The 16,564-nt window shown below is 57.6% G+C and carries 19 protein-coding genes and 1 tRNA gene; 11 read left to right on the top strand and 9 right to left on the bottom strand.

Annotation, left to right across the window (positions count from 1 at the left end; translation table 11 throughout):
* Positions 1-244: 244 nt before the first annotated feature.
* Complete coding sequence (gene gabP / locus ACA075_RS01445; RefSeq protein WP_497296995.1) at positions 245-1,636, bottom strand: GABA permease; 1,392 nt, start codon at positions 1,634-1,636, stop codon at positions 245-247.
* 553 nt (positions 1,637-2,189) lie between these two features.
* On the opposite strand from gabP, the gene ACA075_RS01440 reads away from it, so the two are divergent.
* The 8 genes from ACA075_RS01440 (at position 2,190) to ACA075_RS01405 (ending at position 8,262) form a co-directional block, all read left to right on the top strand.
* Positions 2,190-2,963: an ABC transporter ATP-binding protein gene (locus tag ACA075_RS01440; RefSeq protein WP_027922189.1), complete on the top strand. Its 774-nt coding sequence runs from the start codon at positions 2,190-2,192 to the stop codon at positions 2,961-2,963.
* A 13-nt stretch (positions 2,964-2,976) separates the two neighbouring features.
* Positions 2,977-3,723: an ABC transporter substrate-binding protein gene (locus ACA075_RS01435; protein WP_219093278.1), complete on the top strand. Its 747-nt coding sequence runs from the start codon at positions 2,977-2,979 to the stop codon at positions 3,721-3,723.
* Between the two features lie 78 nt (positions 3,724-3,801).
* Positions 3,802-4,497 (top strand): ABC transporter permease, encoded by a 696-nt coding sequence (locus ACA075_RS01430; RefSeq protein ID WP_010464638.1) that lies wholly within the window; start codon positions 3,802-3,804, stop codon positions 4,495-4,497.
* Entirely contained in the window at positions 4,494-5,183 is a 690-nt protein-coding gene (locus ACA075_RS01425; RefSeq protein ID WP_497296994.1) for an ABC transporter permease, read from the top strand. The genes ACA075_RS01430 and ACA075_RS01425 overlap by 4 nt, the downstream gene beginning before the upstream one ends.
* Positions 5,164-6,393, top strand: a complete 1,230-nt coding sequence (locus ACA075_RS01420) for a methyltransferase (RefSeq protein WP_497296993.1) — start codon at positions 5,164-5,166, stop codon at positions 6,391-6,393. Before ACA075_RS01425 ends, ACA075_RS01420 begins: the two co-directional genes overlap by 20 nt.
* Before the next feature lie 343 nt (positions 6,394-6,736).
* Complete coding sequence (locus ACA075_RS01415) at positions 6,737-7,561, top strand: FkbM family methyltransferase (RefSeq protein ID WP_497296992.1); 825 nt, start codon at positions 6,737-6,739, stop codon at positions 7,559-7,561.
* A gap of 78 nt (positions 7,562-7,639) precedes the next feature.
* Positions 7,640-7,715 (top strand) — tRNA-Thr (locus ACA075_RS01410).
* Between the two features lie 334 nt (positions 7,716-8,049).
* Complete coding sequence (locus ACA075_RS01405) at positions 8,050-8,262, top strand: hypothetical protein (RefSeq protein WP_094469636.1); 213 nt, start codon at positions 8,050-8,052, stop codon at positions 8,260-8,262.
* A gap of 160 nt (positions 8,263-8,422) precedes the next feature.
* Here ACA075_RS01405 and ACA075_RS01400 read toward each other — a convergent pair whose 3' ends face one another.
* From ACA075_RS01400 to ACA075_RS01385, 4 genes are all read right to left on the bottom strand, one after another.
* Positions 8,423-9,265, bottom strand: coding sequence for an oxidoreductase (locus tag ACA075_RS01400; RefSeq protein WP_497296991.1), 843 nt, complete (start codon positions 9,263-9,265; stop codon positions 8,423-8,425).
* Positions 9,266-9,332: 67 nt separating this feature from the next.
* Entirely contained in the window at positions 9,333-10,043 is a 711-nt protein-coding gene (locus tag ACA075_RS01395) for an SDR family NAD(P)-dependent oxidoreductase (RefSeq protein ID WP_497296990.1), read from the bottom strand.
* A gap of 43 nt (positions 10,044-10,086) precedes the next feature.
* Entirely contained in the window at positions 10,087-10,743 is a 657-nt protein-coding gene (locus tag ACA075_RS01390; RefSeq protein WP_497296989.1) for a DsbA family oxidoreductase, read from the bottom strand.
* Positions 10,740-10,961, bottom strand: a complete 222-nt coding sequence (locus tag ACA075_RS01385) for a tautomerase family protein (protein ID WP_497296988.1) — start codon at positions 10,959-10,961, stop codon at positions 10,740-10,742. The genes ACA075_RS01390 and ACA075_RS01385 overlap by 4 nt, the downstream gene beginning before the upstream one ends.
* Before the next feature lie 226 nt (positions 10,962-11,187).
* Here ACA075_RS01385 and ACA075_RS01380 point away from each other — a divergent pair, with 226 nt between their 5' ends.
* Positions 11,188-11,376: a hypothetical protein gene (locus tag ACA075_RS01380; protein ID WP_497296987.1), complete on the top strand. Its 189-nt coding sequence runs from the start codon at positions 11,188-11,190 to the stop codon at positions 11,374-11,376.
* Positions 11,377-11,775: 399 nt separating this feature from the next.
* On the top strand, positions 11,776-12,057 hold the full coding sequence (locus tag ACA075_RS01375; protein ID WP_497296986.1) for a DUF3077 domain-containing protein: 282 nt from the start codon (positions 11,776-11,778) through the stop codon (positions 12,055-12,057).
* A 72-nt stretch (positions 12,058-12,129) separates the two neighbouring features.
* On the opposite strand, the gene ACA075_RS01370 is transcribed toward ACA075_RS01375, so the two are convergent.
* Positions 12,130-13,743, bottom strand: a complete 1,614-nt coding sequence (locus ACA075_RS01370) for a Fic family protein (RefSeq protein ID WP_497296985.1) — start codon at positions 13,741-13,743, stop codon at positions 12,130-12,132.
* A 524-nt stretch (positions 13,744-14,267) separates the two neighbouring features.
* Between ACA075_RS01370 and ACA075_RS01365 the strand changes: the two genes are divergently transcribed.
* Complete coding sequence (locus tag ACA075_RS01365) at positions 14,268-15,194, top strand: LysR family transcriptional regulator (protein WP_042932449.1); 927 nt, start codon at positions 14,268-14,270, stop codon at positions 15,192-15,194.
* On the opposite strand, the gene ACA075_RS01360 is transcribed toward ACA075_RS01365, so the two are convergent.
* The 3 genes from ACA075_RS01360 to ACA075_RS01350 are packed head-to-tail and all read right to left on the bottom strand — an operon-like array spanning position 15,111 to position 16,533.
* A complete protein-coding gene (locus tag ACA075_RS01360) occupies positions 15,111-15,428 on the bottom strand; it encodes an AzlD domain-containing protein (protein ID WP_094469616.1) in 318 nt (105 codons plus the stop codon). The two genes, ACA075_RS01365 and ACA075_RS01360, sit on opposite strands and share 84 nt — an antisense overlap.
* Entirely contained in the window at positions 15,407-16,123 is a 717-nt protein-coding gene (locus ACA075_RS01355) for an AzlC family ABC transporter permease (protein WP_497296984.1), read from the bottom strand. The genes ACA075_RS01360 and ACA075_RS01355 overlap by 22 nt, the downstream gene beginning before the upstream one ends.
* Positions 16,120-16,533 carry a GNAT family N-acetyltransferase gene (locus tag ACA075_RS01350; RefSeq protein ID WP_169857613.1) on the bottom strand — a complete coding sequence of 138 codons (414 nt, stop codon included), beginning with the start codon at positions 16,531-16,533 and terminating at the stop codon, positions 16,120-16,122. Before ACA075_RS01350 ends, ACA075_RS01355 begins: the two co-directional genes overlap by 4 nt.
* Positions 16,534-16,564 lie beyond the last annotated feature (31 nt).

The raw sequence follows: 16,564 nt of genomic DNA, 5'->3' as shown, positions 1-16,564 counted from the left end.
GCAAGAAAGGGTCGGGGGCTTTAGCCAGGAAGGCTGGGGGCGTCGAACAATCCATGTCCTGAAACTCCATCGCATCCCGCAACAGCGAGATACACATTCGGCGAGAAGGCTACTATCTCGCCATCATCGTGTCCATCAGATAACCGCTCGATCACTCGCCTGAATAAAAAGCAAAAACGACCGCGATCATTTCTGATGGCGGTCGTTTCTGTGCTTCAACAGCGTTTGGCTGGAGTCAGACCACTCAGCGCGCTACTGCTGCGACCAACTTTTCATTGCGACGACGGCGCGCCACAAACAAGCCCGCAGCCACAACCAACAAGCTCAGCAGACCGGTCGCGAGGATTTCCACTCGATGGGCGTCCTGGAACAGCATGATGGTCAGGGCCGCGACAATGAAGATGATCACCGCGTAGGTCAGGCCCGGAAACAGCCACATGCTGAAGGCGATTTTTTCACCGCGAGCCATACGCTGTTTGCGCATACGCAGTTGCGAAATCGCGATCACCAGGTACACCAACAGCGCGATGGCGCCGGAGCTGGCGAGCAGGAAGTCGAACACCGCAGCCGGTGCCACATAGTTCGCGAACACGGCGAGGAACGCTGCGCCAGTGGACAACATGACGGCCCAGTACGGCGTACCGCTTTTGTTGCAGCGCTGGGAAACGGCCGGCGCATCACCGCGCTTGCCCAAGGAGAACATCATGCGCGATGCAGTGTAGAGCGCCGAGTTCAGGCAGCTGGTTACTGCAACCAGCACCACGATGTCGACGATCAGCTTGGCATTCGGAATGCCCATGCGTTCAAGCACGGTCTGGTAGGAACCGACAGCGGCCAGTACCGGGTCATTCCACGGCACCAGGGCCACGACGATGAAGATCGACACGAGGTAGAACAAGCCAATCCGCCAGATCACCGAGTTGGTGGCCTTGGAGATTTGCTGGCCAGGGTTCTTCGATTCGGCGGCAGCGATGGTCACGATCTCGGTGCCCATGAAGGAAAACATGGTGGTCAGAATGGCGCCCAGTACCGCGCCCATGCCGTTTGGCAGGAAGCCCTGGGTGTCGAACAGATGCGAAACGCCGCTGACCTGGCTATTAGGCAGGAAGCCGAAGATCGCCATGATGCCAAGAGCGATGAAACCGATGATCGCGATGACTTTGACCAGGGCAAACCAGAATTCGAACTCACCGTAGTTCTTCACGCTGAACAAGTTGGTCACTGTCAGCAGCAAAGTGATGACCAAGGTGAAGGCCCAGATGGCCACGTTGGGAAACCAGGCATGCAGGATGGTCGCGGCGGCGTTGGCCTCCAGCGGAATCACCAACACCCAGAACCACCAGTACAACCAGCCGATGGTGAAACCGGCCCAGTGACCGATCGCGCGATCGGCGTAAGTCGAGAAGGAGCCTGTATCTGGCGACGCGACAGCCATCTCGCCGAGCATGCGCATGACCAGAACCACCAGAGCACCGGCGGCAGCGTAGGCCAACAGCACGGCCGGGCCTGCGGCGGCGATGGCGTGGCCGGAGCCGACGAACAGGCCGGCGCCGATAACCCCGGCGATCGACAGCATGGTCACATGACGCGGTTTGAGCCCCTGTTCGAGGCCATTGGAGCTTGGGGTACTGCTCATTGAAACTACCTTTGTAAGGGAAAGCGATGTGCATCCATCCCGTCTGGCGTTCCTTCTCGTAAAAAGAAACCAACGGGGCGTTCCGTATTCTGCACGCAATAATTGCGCCAAAATGTTTCAAACTCCTCAAGCACGGGGCTTGTGGCGTGACCGGACAGTCATCGCAAGTCCTTGAGATTAATGGCAATTTGCCAGAGCGTTACCCTGCGACCCACTTTAGGAACGAACCAGCGCACCAGAAACACACCCGAAAATGTGTCGACGCACAATAAAAGTGCAGATCAGGAACGTTTGGCCGGTTAGCGCTTCCAACACCCCGTCAAAGCTGGCACCATCGCGCCCTTTTTTACGCGACACCCGCAGGGCAGCTGGTTCAAACGGCTGTTCGGTTGATAGCAGCGCGACAGTCTGCTGTACCGATGCGACAACCTGCCACATGCCACCCGTTTACCGCCCGTAGCGCTGTTGGCTGCCATTCGAACGCTATGCTAGCTTGGCCGCCTCGCCAGGAAGGCCAACCAACAGCAGGAGCGAAACACTATGAGGAACGCACATGGCTGAGGCCACGCCCGCGCTTGAAATCCGCAACTTGCACAAACGCTACGGACAGCTTGAGGTGCTCAAAGGCATCTCGCTGACCGCCCGCGACGGCGACGTGATCTCGATCCTGGGTTCTTCCGGTTCCGGCAAGTCCACATTCCTGCGTTGCATCAACCTGCTGGAAAATCCGCACCAGGGCCAGATCCTGGTGGCCGGTGAAGAGCTCAAGCTCAAAGCCGCCAAGAACGGCGAACTGGTGGCTGCCGACGGCAAGCAGATCAACCGCCTGCGCAGCGAGATTGGTTTTGTGTTTCAAAACTTTAATCTGTGGCCGCACATGAGCGTGCTCGACAACATCATCGAAGCCCCGCGCCGGGTGCTCGGCCAGAGCAAAGCCGAAGCCATCGAAGTCGCCGAAGCCCTGCTGGCCAAGGTCGGCATCGCTGACAAGCGTCACGCCTATCCGGCGCAACTGTCCGGCGGCCAGCAACAACGCGCGGCCATCGCTCGCACGCTGGCGATGCAGCCCAAGGTGATCCTGTTCGACGAACCCACCTCCGCCCTTGACCCGGAAATGGTCCAGGAAGTACTTAATGTCATCCGCGCACTGGCCGAAGAAGGCCGCACCATGCTGCTGGTCACCCACGAAATGGGTTTCGCCCGTCAGGTGTCCAGCGAGGTGGTGTTCCTCCACCAGGGCTTGGTAGAAGAGCAAGGATCGCCACAGCAGGTGTTCGACAACCCGCTTTCGGCGCGCTGCAAACAATTCATGTCCAGCAACCGCTAACGGAGCTACCCGCATGCAGAACTACAAAAAAATCTTTCTGGCCGCAGCCGTCACCCTGGCGTTCAGCGCCGGTGCCATGGCCGAAACCTTGAAGATGGGCATCGAAGCGGCCTACCCGCCGTTCAACAACAAAGATGCCAGTGGCAATGTCGTCGGCTTCGACAAAGAAATCGGCGACGCCCTGTGCGCCAAGATGAAAGTCGACTGCACCGTGGTCACGTCCGACTGGGACGGCATCATCCCGGCCCTGAACGCCAAGAAGTTCGACTTCCTGATCTCCTCGATGTCGATCACCGACGAGCGTAAGCAAGCGGTGGACTTCACCGACCCGTACTACTCCAACAAGCTGCAATTCATCGCGCCCAAAGACAAAGAGTTCAAAACCGACAAGGATTCCCTGCAGGGCAAAGTGATCGGCGCGCAACGTGCGACCCTCGCTGGTACCTGGATGGAAGACAACATGCCCGGCGTTGAAGTCAAACTCTACGACACCCAGGAAAACGCTTACCTCGACCTGACTTCCGGTCGTCTGGACGGCATCCTGGCGGACAAGTACGTCAACTACGAGTGGCTGAAAAGCGACGCCGGTCGTTCGTATGAATTCAAGGGCGACCCGGTGGAAGAAAGCGACAAGATCGGTATCGCTGTACGTAAAGGCGACACCCTGCGCGCGAAGCTGAACCTTGCCCTGAAAGAAATCGTCGAGGACGGCACTTACAAGAAGATCAACGACAAGTACTTCCCGTTCAGCATCTATTGATTCTGACTTGCCTGGCCGGCGCCGCTCTCTGACGGCGCCAGTCCTTGGCATTGCCTGCTGCACATTGAAAAGAAATCCATGACTATCGATCTCTACGGATTCGGCCCGGCGCTCGCCGCTGGCGCGCTGATGACTGTGAAACTGGCACTCTCGGCCCTGTGCCTGGGGCTGGTACTCGGTCTGCTCGGCGCCTTGGCCAAGACCTCGCCGTACAAGCCGCTGCAATGGCTTGGCGGCACTTATTCGACACTGGTTCGCGGCATCCCGGAATTGCTCTGGGTGCTGTTGATCTACTTCGGCACGGTCAACCTGATGCGTGCACTGGGCGAGTTCTTCGGCAACCCCGACCTCGAACTCAACGCCTTCGCCGCTGGCGTGATTGCGCTGGGGCTGTGCTTCGGCGCCTACGCCACGGAAGTGTTTCGTGGTGCGATCCTGGCGATTCCCAAAGGTCACCGTGAGGCCGGCGTCGCGTTGGGCCTGTCGAAGTTTCGCATTTTCACCCGGTTGATCATGCCGCAGATGTGGCGCATCGCCCTGCCCGGCCTGGGCAACTTGTTCATGATCCTGATGAAAGACACGGCGCTGGTATCGGTCATCGGCCTGGAAGAAATCATGCGTCACGCGCAAATCGGCGTGACCGTGTCCAAGCAACCGTTCACCTTCTATATGGTGGCCGCGTTCATGTACTTGGGTCTGACCATTCTGGCCATGACGGGCATGTACTTTATGGAAAAACGTGCCGCTCGCGGCTTCGCGAGGAGCACCCAATGAACTGGGAAGTCATCATAAAGTGGCTGCCGAAACTGGCTCAGGGCGCAACATTGACCCTCGAACTGGTGGCCATCGCCGTTATCGCGGGTTTGCTGCTGGCCATTCCGCTGGGCATCGCGCGCTCGTCGCGGCTCTGGTACGTGCGGGCATTTCCCTACGCCTACATCTTCTTTTTCCGTGGTACGCCGTTGCTGGTTCAGCTGTTTCTGGTCTATTACGGCCTGGCGCAATTCGATGCGATCCGTAACAGCTCGATGTGGCCGTACCTGCGCGATCCGTTCTGGTGCGCCACGGCGACCATGACCCTGCACACAGCGGCCTACATCGCCGAAATCCTGCGTGGTGCAATTCAGGCGATCCCACCGGGCGAGATCGAAGCCGCACGGGCGCTGGGCATGTCCCGGCCAAAAGCGCTGTTCTACATCATCCTGCCGCGTGCTGCGCGCATCGGCCTGCCGGCCTACAGCAACGAAGTGATCCTGATGCTCAAGGCCAGCGCACTGGCCAGCACCGTGACCCTGCTGGAACTGACCGGCATGGCCCGCACGATCATTGCCCGGACCTACCTGCCGGTGGAGATCTTCTTCGCCGCGGGCATGTTCTACCTGCTAATGGCTTACGTGCTGGTGCGCGGCTTCAAGCTGCTGGAGCGCTGGTTGCGCGTCGATGCCTGCCAAGGGCGTTGATTCCCACGTGCTGACGGGCGAGGCCCTACTCGCCCGTTTCACGGCGCTGGATGCTTTTCTGATTAAGCATCAGGCGTTGTGGAAGCCTCGTCCGTTTACTCATCTGCAGCTTCCTTGGGAAGCGTCCTACCCCGAACTGGCAACGTGGCTACGCAGCCGGTCGCTGGACGAGGCGGAAAGCAGCCATAACCAACCCGGTTTGCTGGATGCGCCGCAGCCGTTTGCTTCGTTGGCGTTGCAGTCCCTTGAGTTGAGTTCGGTGGATGAATTGCCGGCGCATGCGCTGGAAGCAGCCGGGCATCGATTGAATGTCGATGTGCCCGGGCGCAAGTGGCAGCAGATTGAAGCGTTCGCCAGTCGTTTGTCGTTTACCTCAACGCCCAGGCATTGGCTGGATTGGTGTTCAGGCAAGGGCCATTTGGGTCGGCGGTTGCTGCAATGCGGCCAACAACTGACCTGTCTGGAATACGACCCTGCACTGGTTTCCAGCGGCCAGGCGCTCAGCCAACGCCATCACTTGCATGCGCTGCATGTCGAACAGGATGTGCTCGCGGCTGACACTGCGTTTTTCTTGAGTCCCGACCACACGCCAGTAGCGCTGCACGCCTGCGGGGATCTGCACGTGCGGCTCATTCAGCTCGCCAGTGCGTCAGGCTGCAAACAACTGGCCATCGCGCCTTGCTGCTATAACCGGATTAGTCGTCCTGCGTACCAACCGCTTTCCTCGGCCGGTTTGCGATCCGACCTACAACTCTCCCTCGACGATCTCTCATTGCCGACAAGCGAAACCGTCACCGCCGGTGCTCGCGTCCGACGCCAACGCGACACCTCCATGGCTCGGCGACTGGGTTTCGACCTGCTGCAACGGCAATTGCGTGGCGTTGACGACTACCTGCCAACCCCTTCCTTGCCAAGTGCCTGGCTGGACAAATCTTTCGCCGATTACTGCCATCATTTGGCCGCACTGAAAGAGTTATCCACAATCGGCCCGCAAAATTGGTCAGCACTCGAAGCCGCTGGCTGGCAGCGACTTGCCGAAGTGCGCAATCTGGAGTTGCTGCGCGGCCTTTTCCGACGCCCGCTAGAGCTTTGGCTGGTACTCGATCGAGCACTTTTCCTGGCCGATCAGGGCTACACCGTTCGCCTCGGCACCTTCTGCGAAACCCCGCTCACACCGCGCAATTTCCTGCTGCTGGCAGAACGTCCATAAAAAGCCACAGCCTGTGGATAACTCTGTTGATGGAATTATCATGGATCCAATATAAGCGCCTGTTTCAAGGGTGAAACGCTACTGTTCAATTTTCGTACACATGATAAAAAACCGAGAAAAACAGGCATTTGCGCACAAATGAGAACGGGTCCGCAAAAATGTCATGAGCGTCAGCTCCGAGTGCGCCCGTTGTGCATAAGCATCCGACGAAAAGGACATAACCGCCGAAACCCGGTCGCGTTCGGCGGAAAATTGCGCGTCACGGCCACCCTTGTTATACAGGCAGACAAGAGCGCCAAAGTGCGCCCACGAACAAGAAATCTCTGACAGACAGGAAGCCACAGTGACGTTCATTTCTTACGCACAGAATTTCGAAGACATACGCCTGTGGCGCGCCCTTAAAACCGTTGAAGATGGCTTCTACATCGACGTCGGTGCCAACCACCCCTCCCACGACTCCGTGACCAAAGCCTTCTACGACCGTGGCTGGACCGGCATCAACGTCGAACCGATGCCCAACTACTACGACGCTCTGTGCCAGGAACGCCCCAACGACACCAACCTGCAATGCGTGGCTGGCGAAAGCGCCGACGACCTGACTTTCTATGGCATCGCCGGCACCGGCCTCTCAACCCTCGACCCGGCCATGGCGCAAATGCACAAAGACGCGGGCATGGACGTGCGCAGCCAAACCGTCCAATCCCGCACCCTGGCCTCCATCTGCGAAGAACACGCCCAGGGACGTGAGATCCACTTCCTGAAAATCGACGTCGAAGGCCACGAAGAAACCGTCCTGCGCGGCATGGACTTCAGCCAATGGCGGCCGTGGGTCATCCTCATCGAAACACCATGGGACCGCGACCAGGCCTGGGAAACCCTCGTCACCGACGCCGGCTATCAGTCCATCCTGTTCGACGGCATCAACACCTACTACCTCGCCAACGAACACTTGAACCTCAAACCCGCCTTCGAGATCCCGCCGTGCAACCTGGACGAGTTCCAGTTCTGCAAAGGCCACAATTTCAGCCACCCCGTCAGCGACGCCGAACACCAACTCGCCGCCGCCCTGCAACGCGCTGAACAGGCCGAAGCACAGCTGCGAGCGATGCAAAATAGTCGCACCTGGAAAGCCCTTCAGAAACTCAAGAAAACCCTGCTTCGCGCCTGACCTGAAGCCTGCGCAAAAATAGTCTGAATTCAGGGGTTTACAGAACCAATCCAATCGCTATAATCGTCGCCCTAACACGCCGGTATAGCTCAGTTGGTAGAGCAACTGACTTGTAATCAGTAGGTCCCGGGTTCGACTCCTGGTGCCGGCACCATACAAAACAAAGCCCCTGCAGAAATGCAGGGGCTTTGTTGTTTCTGGAACGTCCACTTTTTGTCCACATAGTGGAACCTGTGGGAGCGAGCCGGCTCCGGGCGGCGTCCCGACGATGAGGCCGTCAAACCCAACGACGCTCTACTGACCAAGACAAAGGCTGTTTTTCCAAGACACTTGCGTGCGGAATCGACGCATCCAATTCTGGTACCGCACATCTACATACCTCACCGAAACGATGAGCGGTTACGGTCGAAAATCAGTGAGGCGGCATAATGACAGCAGTGCTTGTGCACAACCTGCCATTTCTCTCCGCCGTTGCGAGCCCCTTTGTAATGAACACCGAACGACGTTACTCGATCATCTTGGAGCACAGCGCCGAGGTGCTGCTTGAACATGCCCCCATGGCGCAGATAGAGGCATTTTGGGACGCCAACGATACCCGCTACTTCGGGTTGCGTATGGAGGACGAGCACAGCGCACACGCACGAGTGATCGTTACGGACGAAGTCCCCGACGACGAAGATGTGGAGCTTTTCTGTCTGTAGCGAATGGGATCCCTCGACATCTACGAGAGGTGGGGGGCGCCCAGATGATTCTCAGATCTATTTTTCAGATCTGGTGCCAACACCAAACAACAAAGCCCTGGTAGAAGTACGAGGGCTTTGTTGTTTCTGGGTTCGGGGTTTTTATCCACCGGCCAGCAAGTCACTCAAACTCCGTCGAAACCGAAAGATGCTCCCAAGCATCAATTTCTGCCTGAAGCTGCGCAATCTTTTCACGCACCAACCTCACCGCATCCTTGCCCAGCAACAGATGAACCGGCGGCTTTTCAGCTGCGACCAAAGCCAATAACGCCTGCGCTGCTTTGTGCGGATCACCGGCCTGCTTGCCACTCTTCTCTTCCCGTGCCTTGCGCACTGGATCGAACACCGCGTCGTAGTCACTCACGGTGCGACCGGAACGGATCATCGAGCGCCCCGCCCACTCGGTACGAAATGAGCCAGGTGCCACGGCGGTCACGTGGATGCCCAGACATTCGACTTCTTTGGCCAGCGCTTCGCTGACACCTTCCAGAGCGAATTTGCTGCCGCTGTAGTAAGCGATGCCCGGCAAGGTGATTAAGCCGGCCATGGAGGTGATGTTGACGATATGCCCGCTGCGCCGTTCACGCATGCCGGGCAGTACCGCTTTGATCATCGCCACCGCGCCAAACACATTGACGTCGAACTGGCGCTGCATTTCAGTCAGCGGCGATTCCTCGAGAATGCCTTCGTGACCATAGCCGGCGTTGTTCACCAGCACGTCGATTTGCCCCACCTCGCGCAGGATGTCAGCCACCAACGGCTCGATGGCCGGAAAATCGGTGACGTCGAGCACGAACGCTTTAGCTCGATGGGCGTCCAGCGCTTCGAACGCGGCACGCTCGGATTCGCGCCGCACCGTGCCAACCACCGTGTGCCCCGCCGCCAGCGCTGCTTGGGAAAAGGCCAGGCCGAAACCTGAACTGACCCCGGTGATCAGGAAAACCTTGTGAACGTGGGTGTTCATGTTGCGCTCTCCAATAAAAACGCCGTCGATAGTGATCGACGGCGCTGTGGACAAGTCAACTCAGGTCTTAGTGACCGGCGCTCTGACCGCCATCGACGTGCAGGATTTCGCCGGTGACGAAGTTGGCGTTGTCCAGATACACAACCGCTTGAGCGATGTCGCTGATTTCGCCCATGTGGCCGACCGGGTGCAGACTGCCCAGCGCTGCATGGGTTTCTTCGCCGTGCATCGGGGTCTTGATGATGCCAGGGGAAACCGCGTTCACCCGAATCCCGCGCTTGGCGTACTCAATCGCCAGGGATTTGGTCGCCGCGTTCAAACCACCTTTGGTCAGCGAAGCCAGTACCGACGGCACACCGTCAATTGCGTGGTCTGTCAGGCTGGTGGTGATGCTGACGACGTGGCCTTTGCCGTGTTTTTCCATCTCGGTGATCGCGAGTTGGGTGATGTAGAAGAAGCCATTCAGGTTGACCGACAGCACTGCGGCGTAGTCTTCAGGGGTGTAGGCAGTGAACGGCTTGGCGACGAAGATCCCGGCGTTGTTGACCAGGGTGTCGATGCGGCCAAAACGTGCGACGGCTTCACGGATCACTTGCTGCGCGACAGCCGGGTCGCCGATGTCGCCGGCCACGGTGAGGATGTCCGGGTCGGTGGACGGTTTGATCGAACGCGAAGTAGCGACGACTTTGTAATCCAGATCACGGAAGGCTTTAACCATGCCTGCGCCGAGGCCTTGGGATGCGCCAGTGATAACGATGACTTTTTTCGAATTGCTCATGATGAACCTCTACTAATAAATGATGGTTTAAAAAAGTAAGTAATCAGGCTTCGGCGGGGGCCTTGGCCATTTGTCTCAACATCTGTTCGTAGTACTCGACCGACTGCGAACCGGACACCAGGTGACGACCATTCAGCACCATGGCCGGAACCGAGTTGATGCCGTGCTGGCGGTAAAACGCTTCAAGCTCACGCACTTCGTTGGCAAACGCGCCGGACGCCAACACCTCTTGAGCAGCCGCCGCATCCAGTCCTGCTTCAGCCGCCAAACGAACCAGCGTCTCGCGGTCGCTCGGGTTCTGGCCGTCGGTGAAGTAAGCGCGGAGCAGGATTTTCTTGAGAGCGACCTGCCGCCCTTCCTGCAACGCCCACAACAACAGCCGATGCGCATCAAACGTGTTGTAGAAGTGAGTGCGCTTCTCCAGATCGAACTTGAAACCGATGGCCGCGCCGCGTTCGATCTGCATCGCTTTGCCAGCGGCGACGTCCTCGGCGGTACGTCCATATTTGCGCATCAAATGCTCGACCGCTTTTTCGCCGACTACCGGCATGTCCGGGTTCAACTCGAAGGGTTTGTAGGTCAGCTCCACCGAGATATCACCAGCCACGTTCTCGATCGCTTGCTCCAGCGCCGTCGCACCCAATGCGCACCACGGGCACACCACGTCGGAGATGAAATCGATGGAGACGGACGCGGTCATGACTTGTCCTCCGCCTCAGCCAGCTGCTTGCGGTACTTAGTGGTACTGATGCCGGCGTAGCCCCAGTTATCGGTGTCGACTTCTTCGATCACGATGTGGGTCAGGTGCGGATCCTTTTTAAGGACGCGTTCCAGGGTTTCAGTGATTTCAGCGATCACCTGAGCTTTCTGCTCTGAGGTAACGCCATCGCGGGTGATGCGTACGCTTACGAAAGGCATGAGGAATCTCCAAGTGACCTTCCCTTCGGAATGAATGGGTCGGCGTTGGAGCTCAATGTATGGAGTTAGCTGGGGGGATAAAGGTGGGGGCGGGAACATCATTAGTTACTTGGTGTAATGATTTCCTCGCTAGAAGGCACCAAAACTGTTTGCATCAAAAATGAATGATCGGCCAACTTCCATTTACCGCAACGTTTAGATATCGCCAAAAAATGAAGCAACATTCATGACAATTCGATTTTTCGACAGCCCGTTCCATGTCACGCACGATGAGGAAATCGCCAACAAAATGGTTGGGGAAGTGGAGCTGTCGATAGTCACTGATTGCCCCCAAAAGCCTGACATCGAAGAGAATGAGGCTGGCATGAGTTGGGACGTGGGTCACTCACGGATTCCCAACCCTCAAGACCAGTGAATACTGAAGTTCTCATCCCACGCCACCACCTAGCCACGATTGCGCATCCGCCACCCTCAAGCTACCTTCAGACCGTCGCTGCCAATTCAGCGACCGGGCCTGAGAACCCGAGTAAGATACAGGCGCACAAGCGCCCATAATCACGATTGTTGGCGTTTTTTTGTGCCTGCATTTCTGTGTAATGGCGGCTGTGCGTGGGAGACCTTCGGGTCTGCCGGGTTCCTGTATCTCCGGTTTCTCAGCCCGCGCATAGCTGCCACCCATTCGCCTGAGAACGAACGTGGTAGCTCTAACTTTGATTCAGGAGTTTTTGCTGATGCCCGCTATCGTTCCGTTCAAAATTTGCGCTACGTCTCCCCCGCGCCACGCCCACCACCGCCTAAAAACCGGAGGTGCCCAATGACCAACCCCAAAGACCTCAAAACCATCGGCCTCACCCCTTTCTCCTATCACGCCAACGAACCGCTCTTCCGCATCAATGCCGGCGTCCCGGTCATCGCAGCCCTCTCCCACGCCTCCGATCTGCTCCACGTCGCCAAGCTTCTTGCATCAGACGCCGCCATGATTCGCGACACCGACCGGCACGCCTGGGCATCGCATTACTTGCAGGATATGAGCAAGGCGATCATTGATGATGTGGTGAAGGTGTTGGACGCGCCGATGAACAATCGCAATCAGTAACGCCGCACGTCCATCAAAAAACTGCACGCATAAAAAAGCCCCGAATCAATCGGGGCTTTTTGTGTAAATCGGTTATCTACCCACTGGCTGATTCGGGTGGTATCGATCACTCACTCCACTGTCTATCGGCTCCTCCCCCCGAACCGACTGAGCCACAGCTTCGACAATGGCGGCCCAGATATCCGGCCTTGTCAGCACAGGCATTTCTTTTGCCAGTACGTTGCTCAGCTTCCCTTCGCTCTGCTCTATGGATAGCAATAACCGATCAGCTTGTTGATCAGGCATCTCAACGATTTCCTTGATTGCCTGTCTGGCCCTTATGTGATTGCGTAAGTAGCGAGACTCTTCACGCATCTGTTCGGTGATGGTGCGGCGAATGACGTTAGACATGAAAACAACGTGTGGCCCCAGGTTCGGATAGCGCCACACCGGACGGGCCTGATCCTGGCCTGTGAATTCAATATTCGAGACCACGCCGTCAGGGTATTGCGTACGAGTACTGGCGAATGCCACCTGGTCTCGTATGCCCTGCATGAGCGGTTTTGAAACCTGATCCAGCACCCTGTCATAAAGACGCCGCTCAGCAGAGTCGTCGGTGATAACAGCTGAAATCGGGAGAATCACCGGGTCAGGAATGGCCCCGTCACGACGCAGAATGTCGTTGATCAGGAACCGATGGACCCGGCCGTTGCCGTCGGCCAGCGGATGGATATAGACGAAAGCGAACGCGGCTACAGCACTGCGCATGACCGGGGATTGCCCTTGAGTACGATTCAGAAAGACGCGAATGCCTTCCAGCATCCGTTCCAAATCGCTCTCCGGGGGAGCGACATAATGGACGATCTCCTGATAGCGGACCGTTTCGCCAACAAACACCGGAGATTGCCGAATCCCCAAGCGCGTCAGCGTGGTCACTGCACCAAGGATTTCTTCTTGCATCTCAGCCAGTGCAGCATCGGTGAGCGGCAGTTCGCCCTGACCGGTTCGTCGCGCCAACACATCTGCGAAACGCTGGATACGCGTAGAACAATCCGCCTCCCCTTCAATGGCGAAGCTGGCTTTGCTTTCCCTGAGTGTCATCCATACGGCAGCGCGCAGCAGAAGCGCTTCGCCAAACTCTGCCGTCAGTTGACCAAAGAGGTGAGGCACATCGAGGTTCGCTGCTGAATTGACTGCTGCTGTCTTGACGACGATTGGGCAGAAGTAGCTCGAGCCAGGCAGGTTGTCATTCACTCGCCAACGCGGCACTTTCACCGCCTCTTCGGGTGAAGCCGCCACCATCAGATCGGCGTTGATGGCGTCGACATACTTACCGCCTATGGGTTCTGGCGCCTGCAACTGCTCACCCGTGAGCCACTCAAACAAGAACGCTGATCTACGGGCATATTGGCCGGAGGGCTCGTCATTCAACCAGCCTTGTACCGGTGCAGCACCCACCTTGGTAAACAGCCTGCTCAAGAACTCAAGGTTCGGGACTTCATGCCGAAGGTGAAATTGCAGATGGGATGCAAAGTCCGGATCGGGACGCATGTTTTCCGTGTAGGTCTCAAGACGAAACCGGTCTTCGACCTGAGTTGACCGTCGGCTACCGACCTGACTTAACACGGGTAGCCGTGCCATCGGCCGCACGTCGAATGTCGTTGCTAGCCAGGCAGCGCCGATGGGGTCTACGGGAAACTCGCTCACGGTCACACTCCTTTGAACAGCTCGGCTGGAAATCAAAAATGCCTACAAATGAAGAGTAACGATCACAATCAGGTTTTGCTGCATAAAAACGATTATTTTTTGAGGCATTTGCGTAAAAACGAACATTTAGAACGCTTCAGATTGAGCCGGCTCTGAGCCTAAACGCATAAAAATGAGTTTCAGTGCTCAAAAACGATCATAAATCTGGCTTTTTGCATAAAAACGTTTCTAAGTCGGCCGGCCCTCACTCAGTCCCAGCAGGACGAAACCCGTACTGCCATACCCGATTCCCACCCAAAAAAAATGCCCAAACCTCCCGGTCCGAGCATTTTTTTGACCCTGATCACCCACCCCTCCCCAAAAATCTCGACTCTATGTAAGCCTCCAGCCATCGGACGCAGCATCATTTCGCTACTAAACTCGGGACAAGCGTGTTCATGTGCAGGATTATAGCCAGCACGTATCGCCCAACCGGCGGCCAGGTACTCAACAAATAGCCAGCCCACTTTAGAGGGCATTACCCAATGGATAGCAGAACCTTACGCAACCTGATGCGCATTGTGCAGACCGGCTCTTTGTCGGCGGCGGCAGAGCATTCCTGTTTAACGGTGCAGGCGTTGGCCGCGCAGTTGAACAAGGTCGAAGAACAGTTCGGTTTTCGGTTGTTTCGTCGCTCCAACAAGGGGTTGACCCTGACCACGCAGGGCACGGAACTCACGCCTTACATGGACAAGGTGTTGGTTGCCACGCGGCAACTGGAAGAAAAAGTCGCCGCGCTGAAGGTGCCTGGGCAGCGCACGCTCAAGGTGGCGCTGAACACGACGCTGTCGGCTGACTTCAATCGGCGAATGATCGGACGCCTGATCGAGGTGTTTCCCGACTATCAGCTGGAATTCAGCTACGCCGAGTCGATGGAAAACCTCAGCAAGCTGAAGAACGAAGACTTCGACCTGGCGGTGCTGATCGGCCCGCAGAAACCGGGGTTGCCCAGCATCATCCTGCCCGAGGTCCAGGTGCAGGTGGTCGGTGCGCATTGCGGTCAGGAACATGATCCGCTGGTGCTGCTCGGCAACAAGTTTCAGGTGCGCCCGGCAGACGATTGTCCGTATTCCCACAGCTTCTTGCGCTTTCTCGACGCCGGTCTGGGCAATTACGAGTCGGGCAAGCGGATGGTCTATTCCTGCAGCGAAACCCTGACGTTGTCGTTGATCACGCAAATGGATGGCCTCGGCATGGTCTCGCGGGATGCGGCCCAGCGGAATGGCCTGACGATTTTTCCCGGTTTCGAGGATGCCCTCGAAGTGCGGCTGGCGATCAATAATCCGGAGTTGTCGGGGCAGGCCTTGCACGATGTGGTCGACCTCCCGCTACATGAACGAGCCGAGCGCAATGTACGCAGCCGTTCCCACCGCAACGGAGAGAAAGAGGTTTTTGCTGAAATACGCACATAACAACGTCGGAATCGCGGCATAGAATTCCGGGCGATCGAGCTGCACGTGCTGATCCTTGATCAACAACGGCGTAAGGCTGATTGCAGCGACGATCGCCACCGGCAGGTATTCCAGCGCCCGGGCGACGAAGGGCGGCCAGTGGTCAGTGTTCACTTGCAGCGGCAACGCACGCGGCAGGAAGGTCACGGCCATCATCAGCGCGACCACCAGAATCAGGAACGTTTGGTCAGGCATACGCCCACCCCGCAGCCCACGAATGTGGCGATGAATACATTGAAGGGCGAGCTGCCGACCAGGCTCAGCGTGCCCATGCAGGCGACGGCGGCCAGTGCGGCGATGAGTTTGTTACGTGTGTTGCACAGCGACACCAGCACGTAGAGCATCATCGCGGTCAGCGCATAGTCGAGCTGGTACTGGATCAAGTGCGCCGCGTACTGCGCGCAAATCGCCCCCAGCAAACCGCCGAGCACCCATGAGGTGTGGCAATACAGATTGAAACCGATCAGGTAACGCACGTTGACGGGCGAGCCTTTGCCCAGTTTGACGCTGTGAAAAGCGAACGACTCATCGGTCAGCCCACCCGCGTAACACCAACGCTCCATTCGACTGAGGCCCATCGCTTGCAACGCCTTGGCCATGTAGACCGACATCAGCATGTGCCGCGCGTTGATCAGAAATGTGGTGAGGATGATGGTGGTGAGCGAAGCGCCGCTGGAAATCAGCGCCAGAGCGGCGAACTGCGAAGCGCCAGCGTAAACGAACAGGCACATGGCGACCGGCAGCCATACGGGCAACCCGGCATTCACCGCCATCAAACCGAACACAAACGATACCGTGAAGTAACCCGCAACCACCGGGCTGGCTTCGGCGAAGGTGCGCGAAGCGTGGGGCTCGACCATCAGCGGCTGGCGGCTGGACGTCTCATTCATAGGTCCCTCTCAAATGTTCTTTCGCCGCGCGGTTCGCAAAAACCCTGGGCACTCCAGAAGCGCTGGCCGGCAAGGTTAGCATCGTCGACAAACAGGAACATCCGCAGCACGCCCACACGTTTCATGTCTGAAGACGCCGCTTCAACCAGACGTTGACCGACGCCTTGGCTGCGGTAATCCGGGCTCACGGCGAGGTGGTTGATCGTGCCGCGACTGCCGAGCATTCCGCCCAACACCGCGCCGACGATTTCGCCGCTGACGTCCAGCGCGATAAACGCGGTGGTGGTCTTCTGCACCAGCACACTGCGCAGGCATTTGGCGTCCTGCCATTCACAGAAAGACACTTCTTCGAATTGCCGAAAGAAGCGTTCCAGGCGCTGTGCATCCTTGGCCGTGGTGCGCCGCAGCATCACCGGTGCGGGGCACTCGGCGAGGCTGGTC

The sequence above is a fragment of the Pseudomonas sp. LBUM1663 genome, assembly GCF_059695905.1.
The sequence above is the reverse complement of the archived record's forward strand: the minus strand, read 5'-3'. Positions and strand labels throughout refer to the sequence as shown.

Bases quoted from the DNA above. Each gene is read 5' to 3' on its own strand.
- gabP (WP_497296995.1), bottom strand. From the start codon at position 1,636: ATGAGCAGTACCCCAAGCTCCAATGGCCTCGAACAGGGGCTCAAACCG.
- ACA075_RS01440 (WP_027922189.1), top strand. From the start codon at position 2,190: ATGGCTGAGGCCACGCCCGCGCTTGAAATCCGCAACTTGCACAAACGC.
- ACA075_RS01435 (WP_219093278.1), top strand. From the start codon at position 2,977: ATGCAGAACTACAAAAAAATCTTTCTGGCCGCAGCCGTCACCCTGGCG.
- ACA075_RS01430 (WP_010464638.1), top strand. From the start codon at position 3,802: ATGACTATCGATCTCTACGGATTCGGCCCGGCGCTCGCCGCTGGCGCG.
- ACA075_RS01425 (WP_497296994.1), top strand. From the start codon at position 4,494: ATGAACTGGGAAGTCATCATAAAGTGGCTGCCGAAACTGGCTCAGGGC.
- ACA075_RS01420 (WP_497296993.1), top strand. From the start codon at position 5,164: ATGCCTGCCAAGGGCGTTGATTCCCACGTGCTGACGGGCGAGGCCCTA.
- ACA075_RS01405 (WP_094469636.1), top strand. From the start codon at position 8,050: ATGAACACCGAACGACGTTACTCGATCATCTTGGAGCACAGCGCCGAG.
- ACA075_RS01400 (WP_497296991.1), bottom strand. From the start codon at position 9,265: ATGAACACCCACGTTCACAAGGTTTTCCTGATCACCGGGGTCAGTTCA.
- ACA075_RS01395 (WP_497296990.1), bottom strand. From the start codon at position 10,043: ATGAGCAATTCGAAAAAAGTCATCGTTATCACTGGCGCATCCCAAGGC.
- ACA075_RS01390 (WP_497296989.1), bottom strand. From the start codon at position 10,743: ATGACCGCGTCCGTCTCCATCGATTTCATCTCCGACGTGGTGTGCCCG.
- ACA075_RS01385 (WP_497296988.1), bottom strand. From the start codon at position 10,961: ATGCCTTTCGTAAGCGTACGCATCACCCGCGATGGCGTTACCTCAGAG.
- ACA075_RS01380 (WP_497296987.1), top strand. From the start codon at position 11,188: ATGACAATTCGATTTTTCGACAGCCCGTTCCATGTCACGCACGATGAG.
- ACA075_RS01375 (WP_497296986.1), top strand. From the start codon at position 11,776: ATGACCAACCCCAAAGACCTCAAAACCATCGGCCTCACCCCTTTCTCC.
- ACA075_RS01365 (WP_042932449.1), top strand. From the start codon at position 14,268: ATGGATAGCAGAACCTTACGCAACCTGATGCGCATTGTGCAGACCGGC.
- ACA075_RS01360 (WP_094469616.1), bottom strand. From the start codon at position 15,428: ATGCCTGACCAAACGTTCCTGATTCTGGTGGTCGCGCTGATGATGGCC.
- ACA075_RS01355 (WP_497296984.1), bottom strand. From the start codon at position 16,123: ATGAATGAGACGTCCAGCCGCCAGCCGCTGATGGTCGAGCCCCACGCT.
- ACA075_RS01350 (WP_169857613.1), bottom strand. From the start codon at position 16,533: ATGCTGCGGCGCACCACGGCCAAGGATGCACAGCGCCTGGAACGCTTC.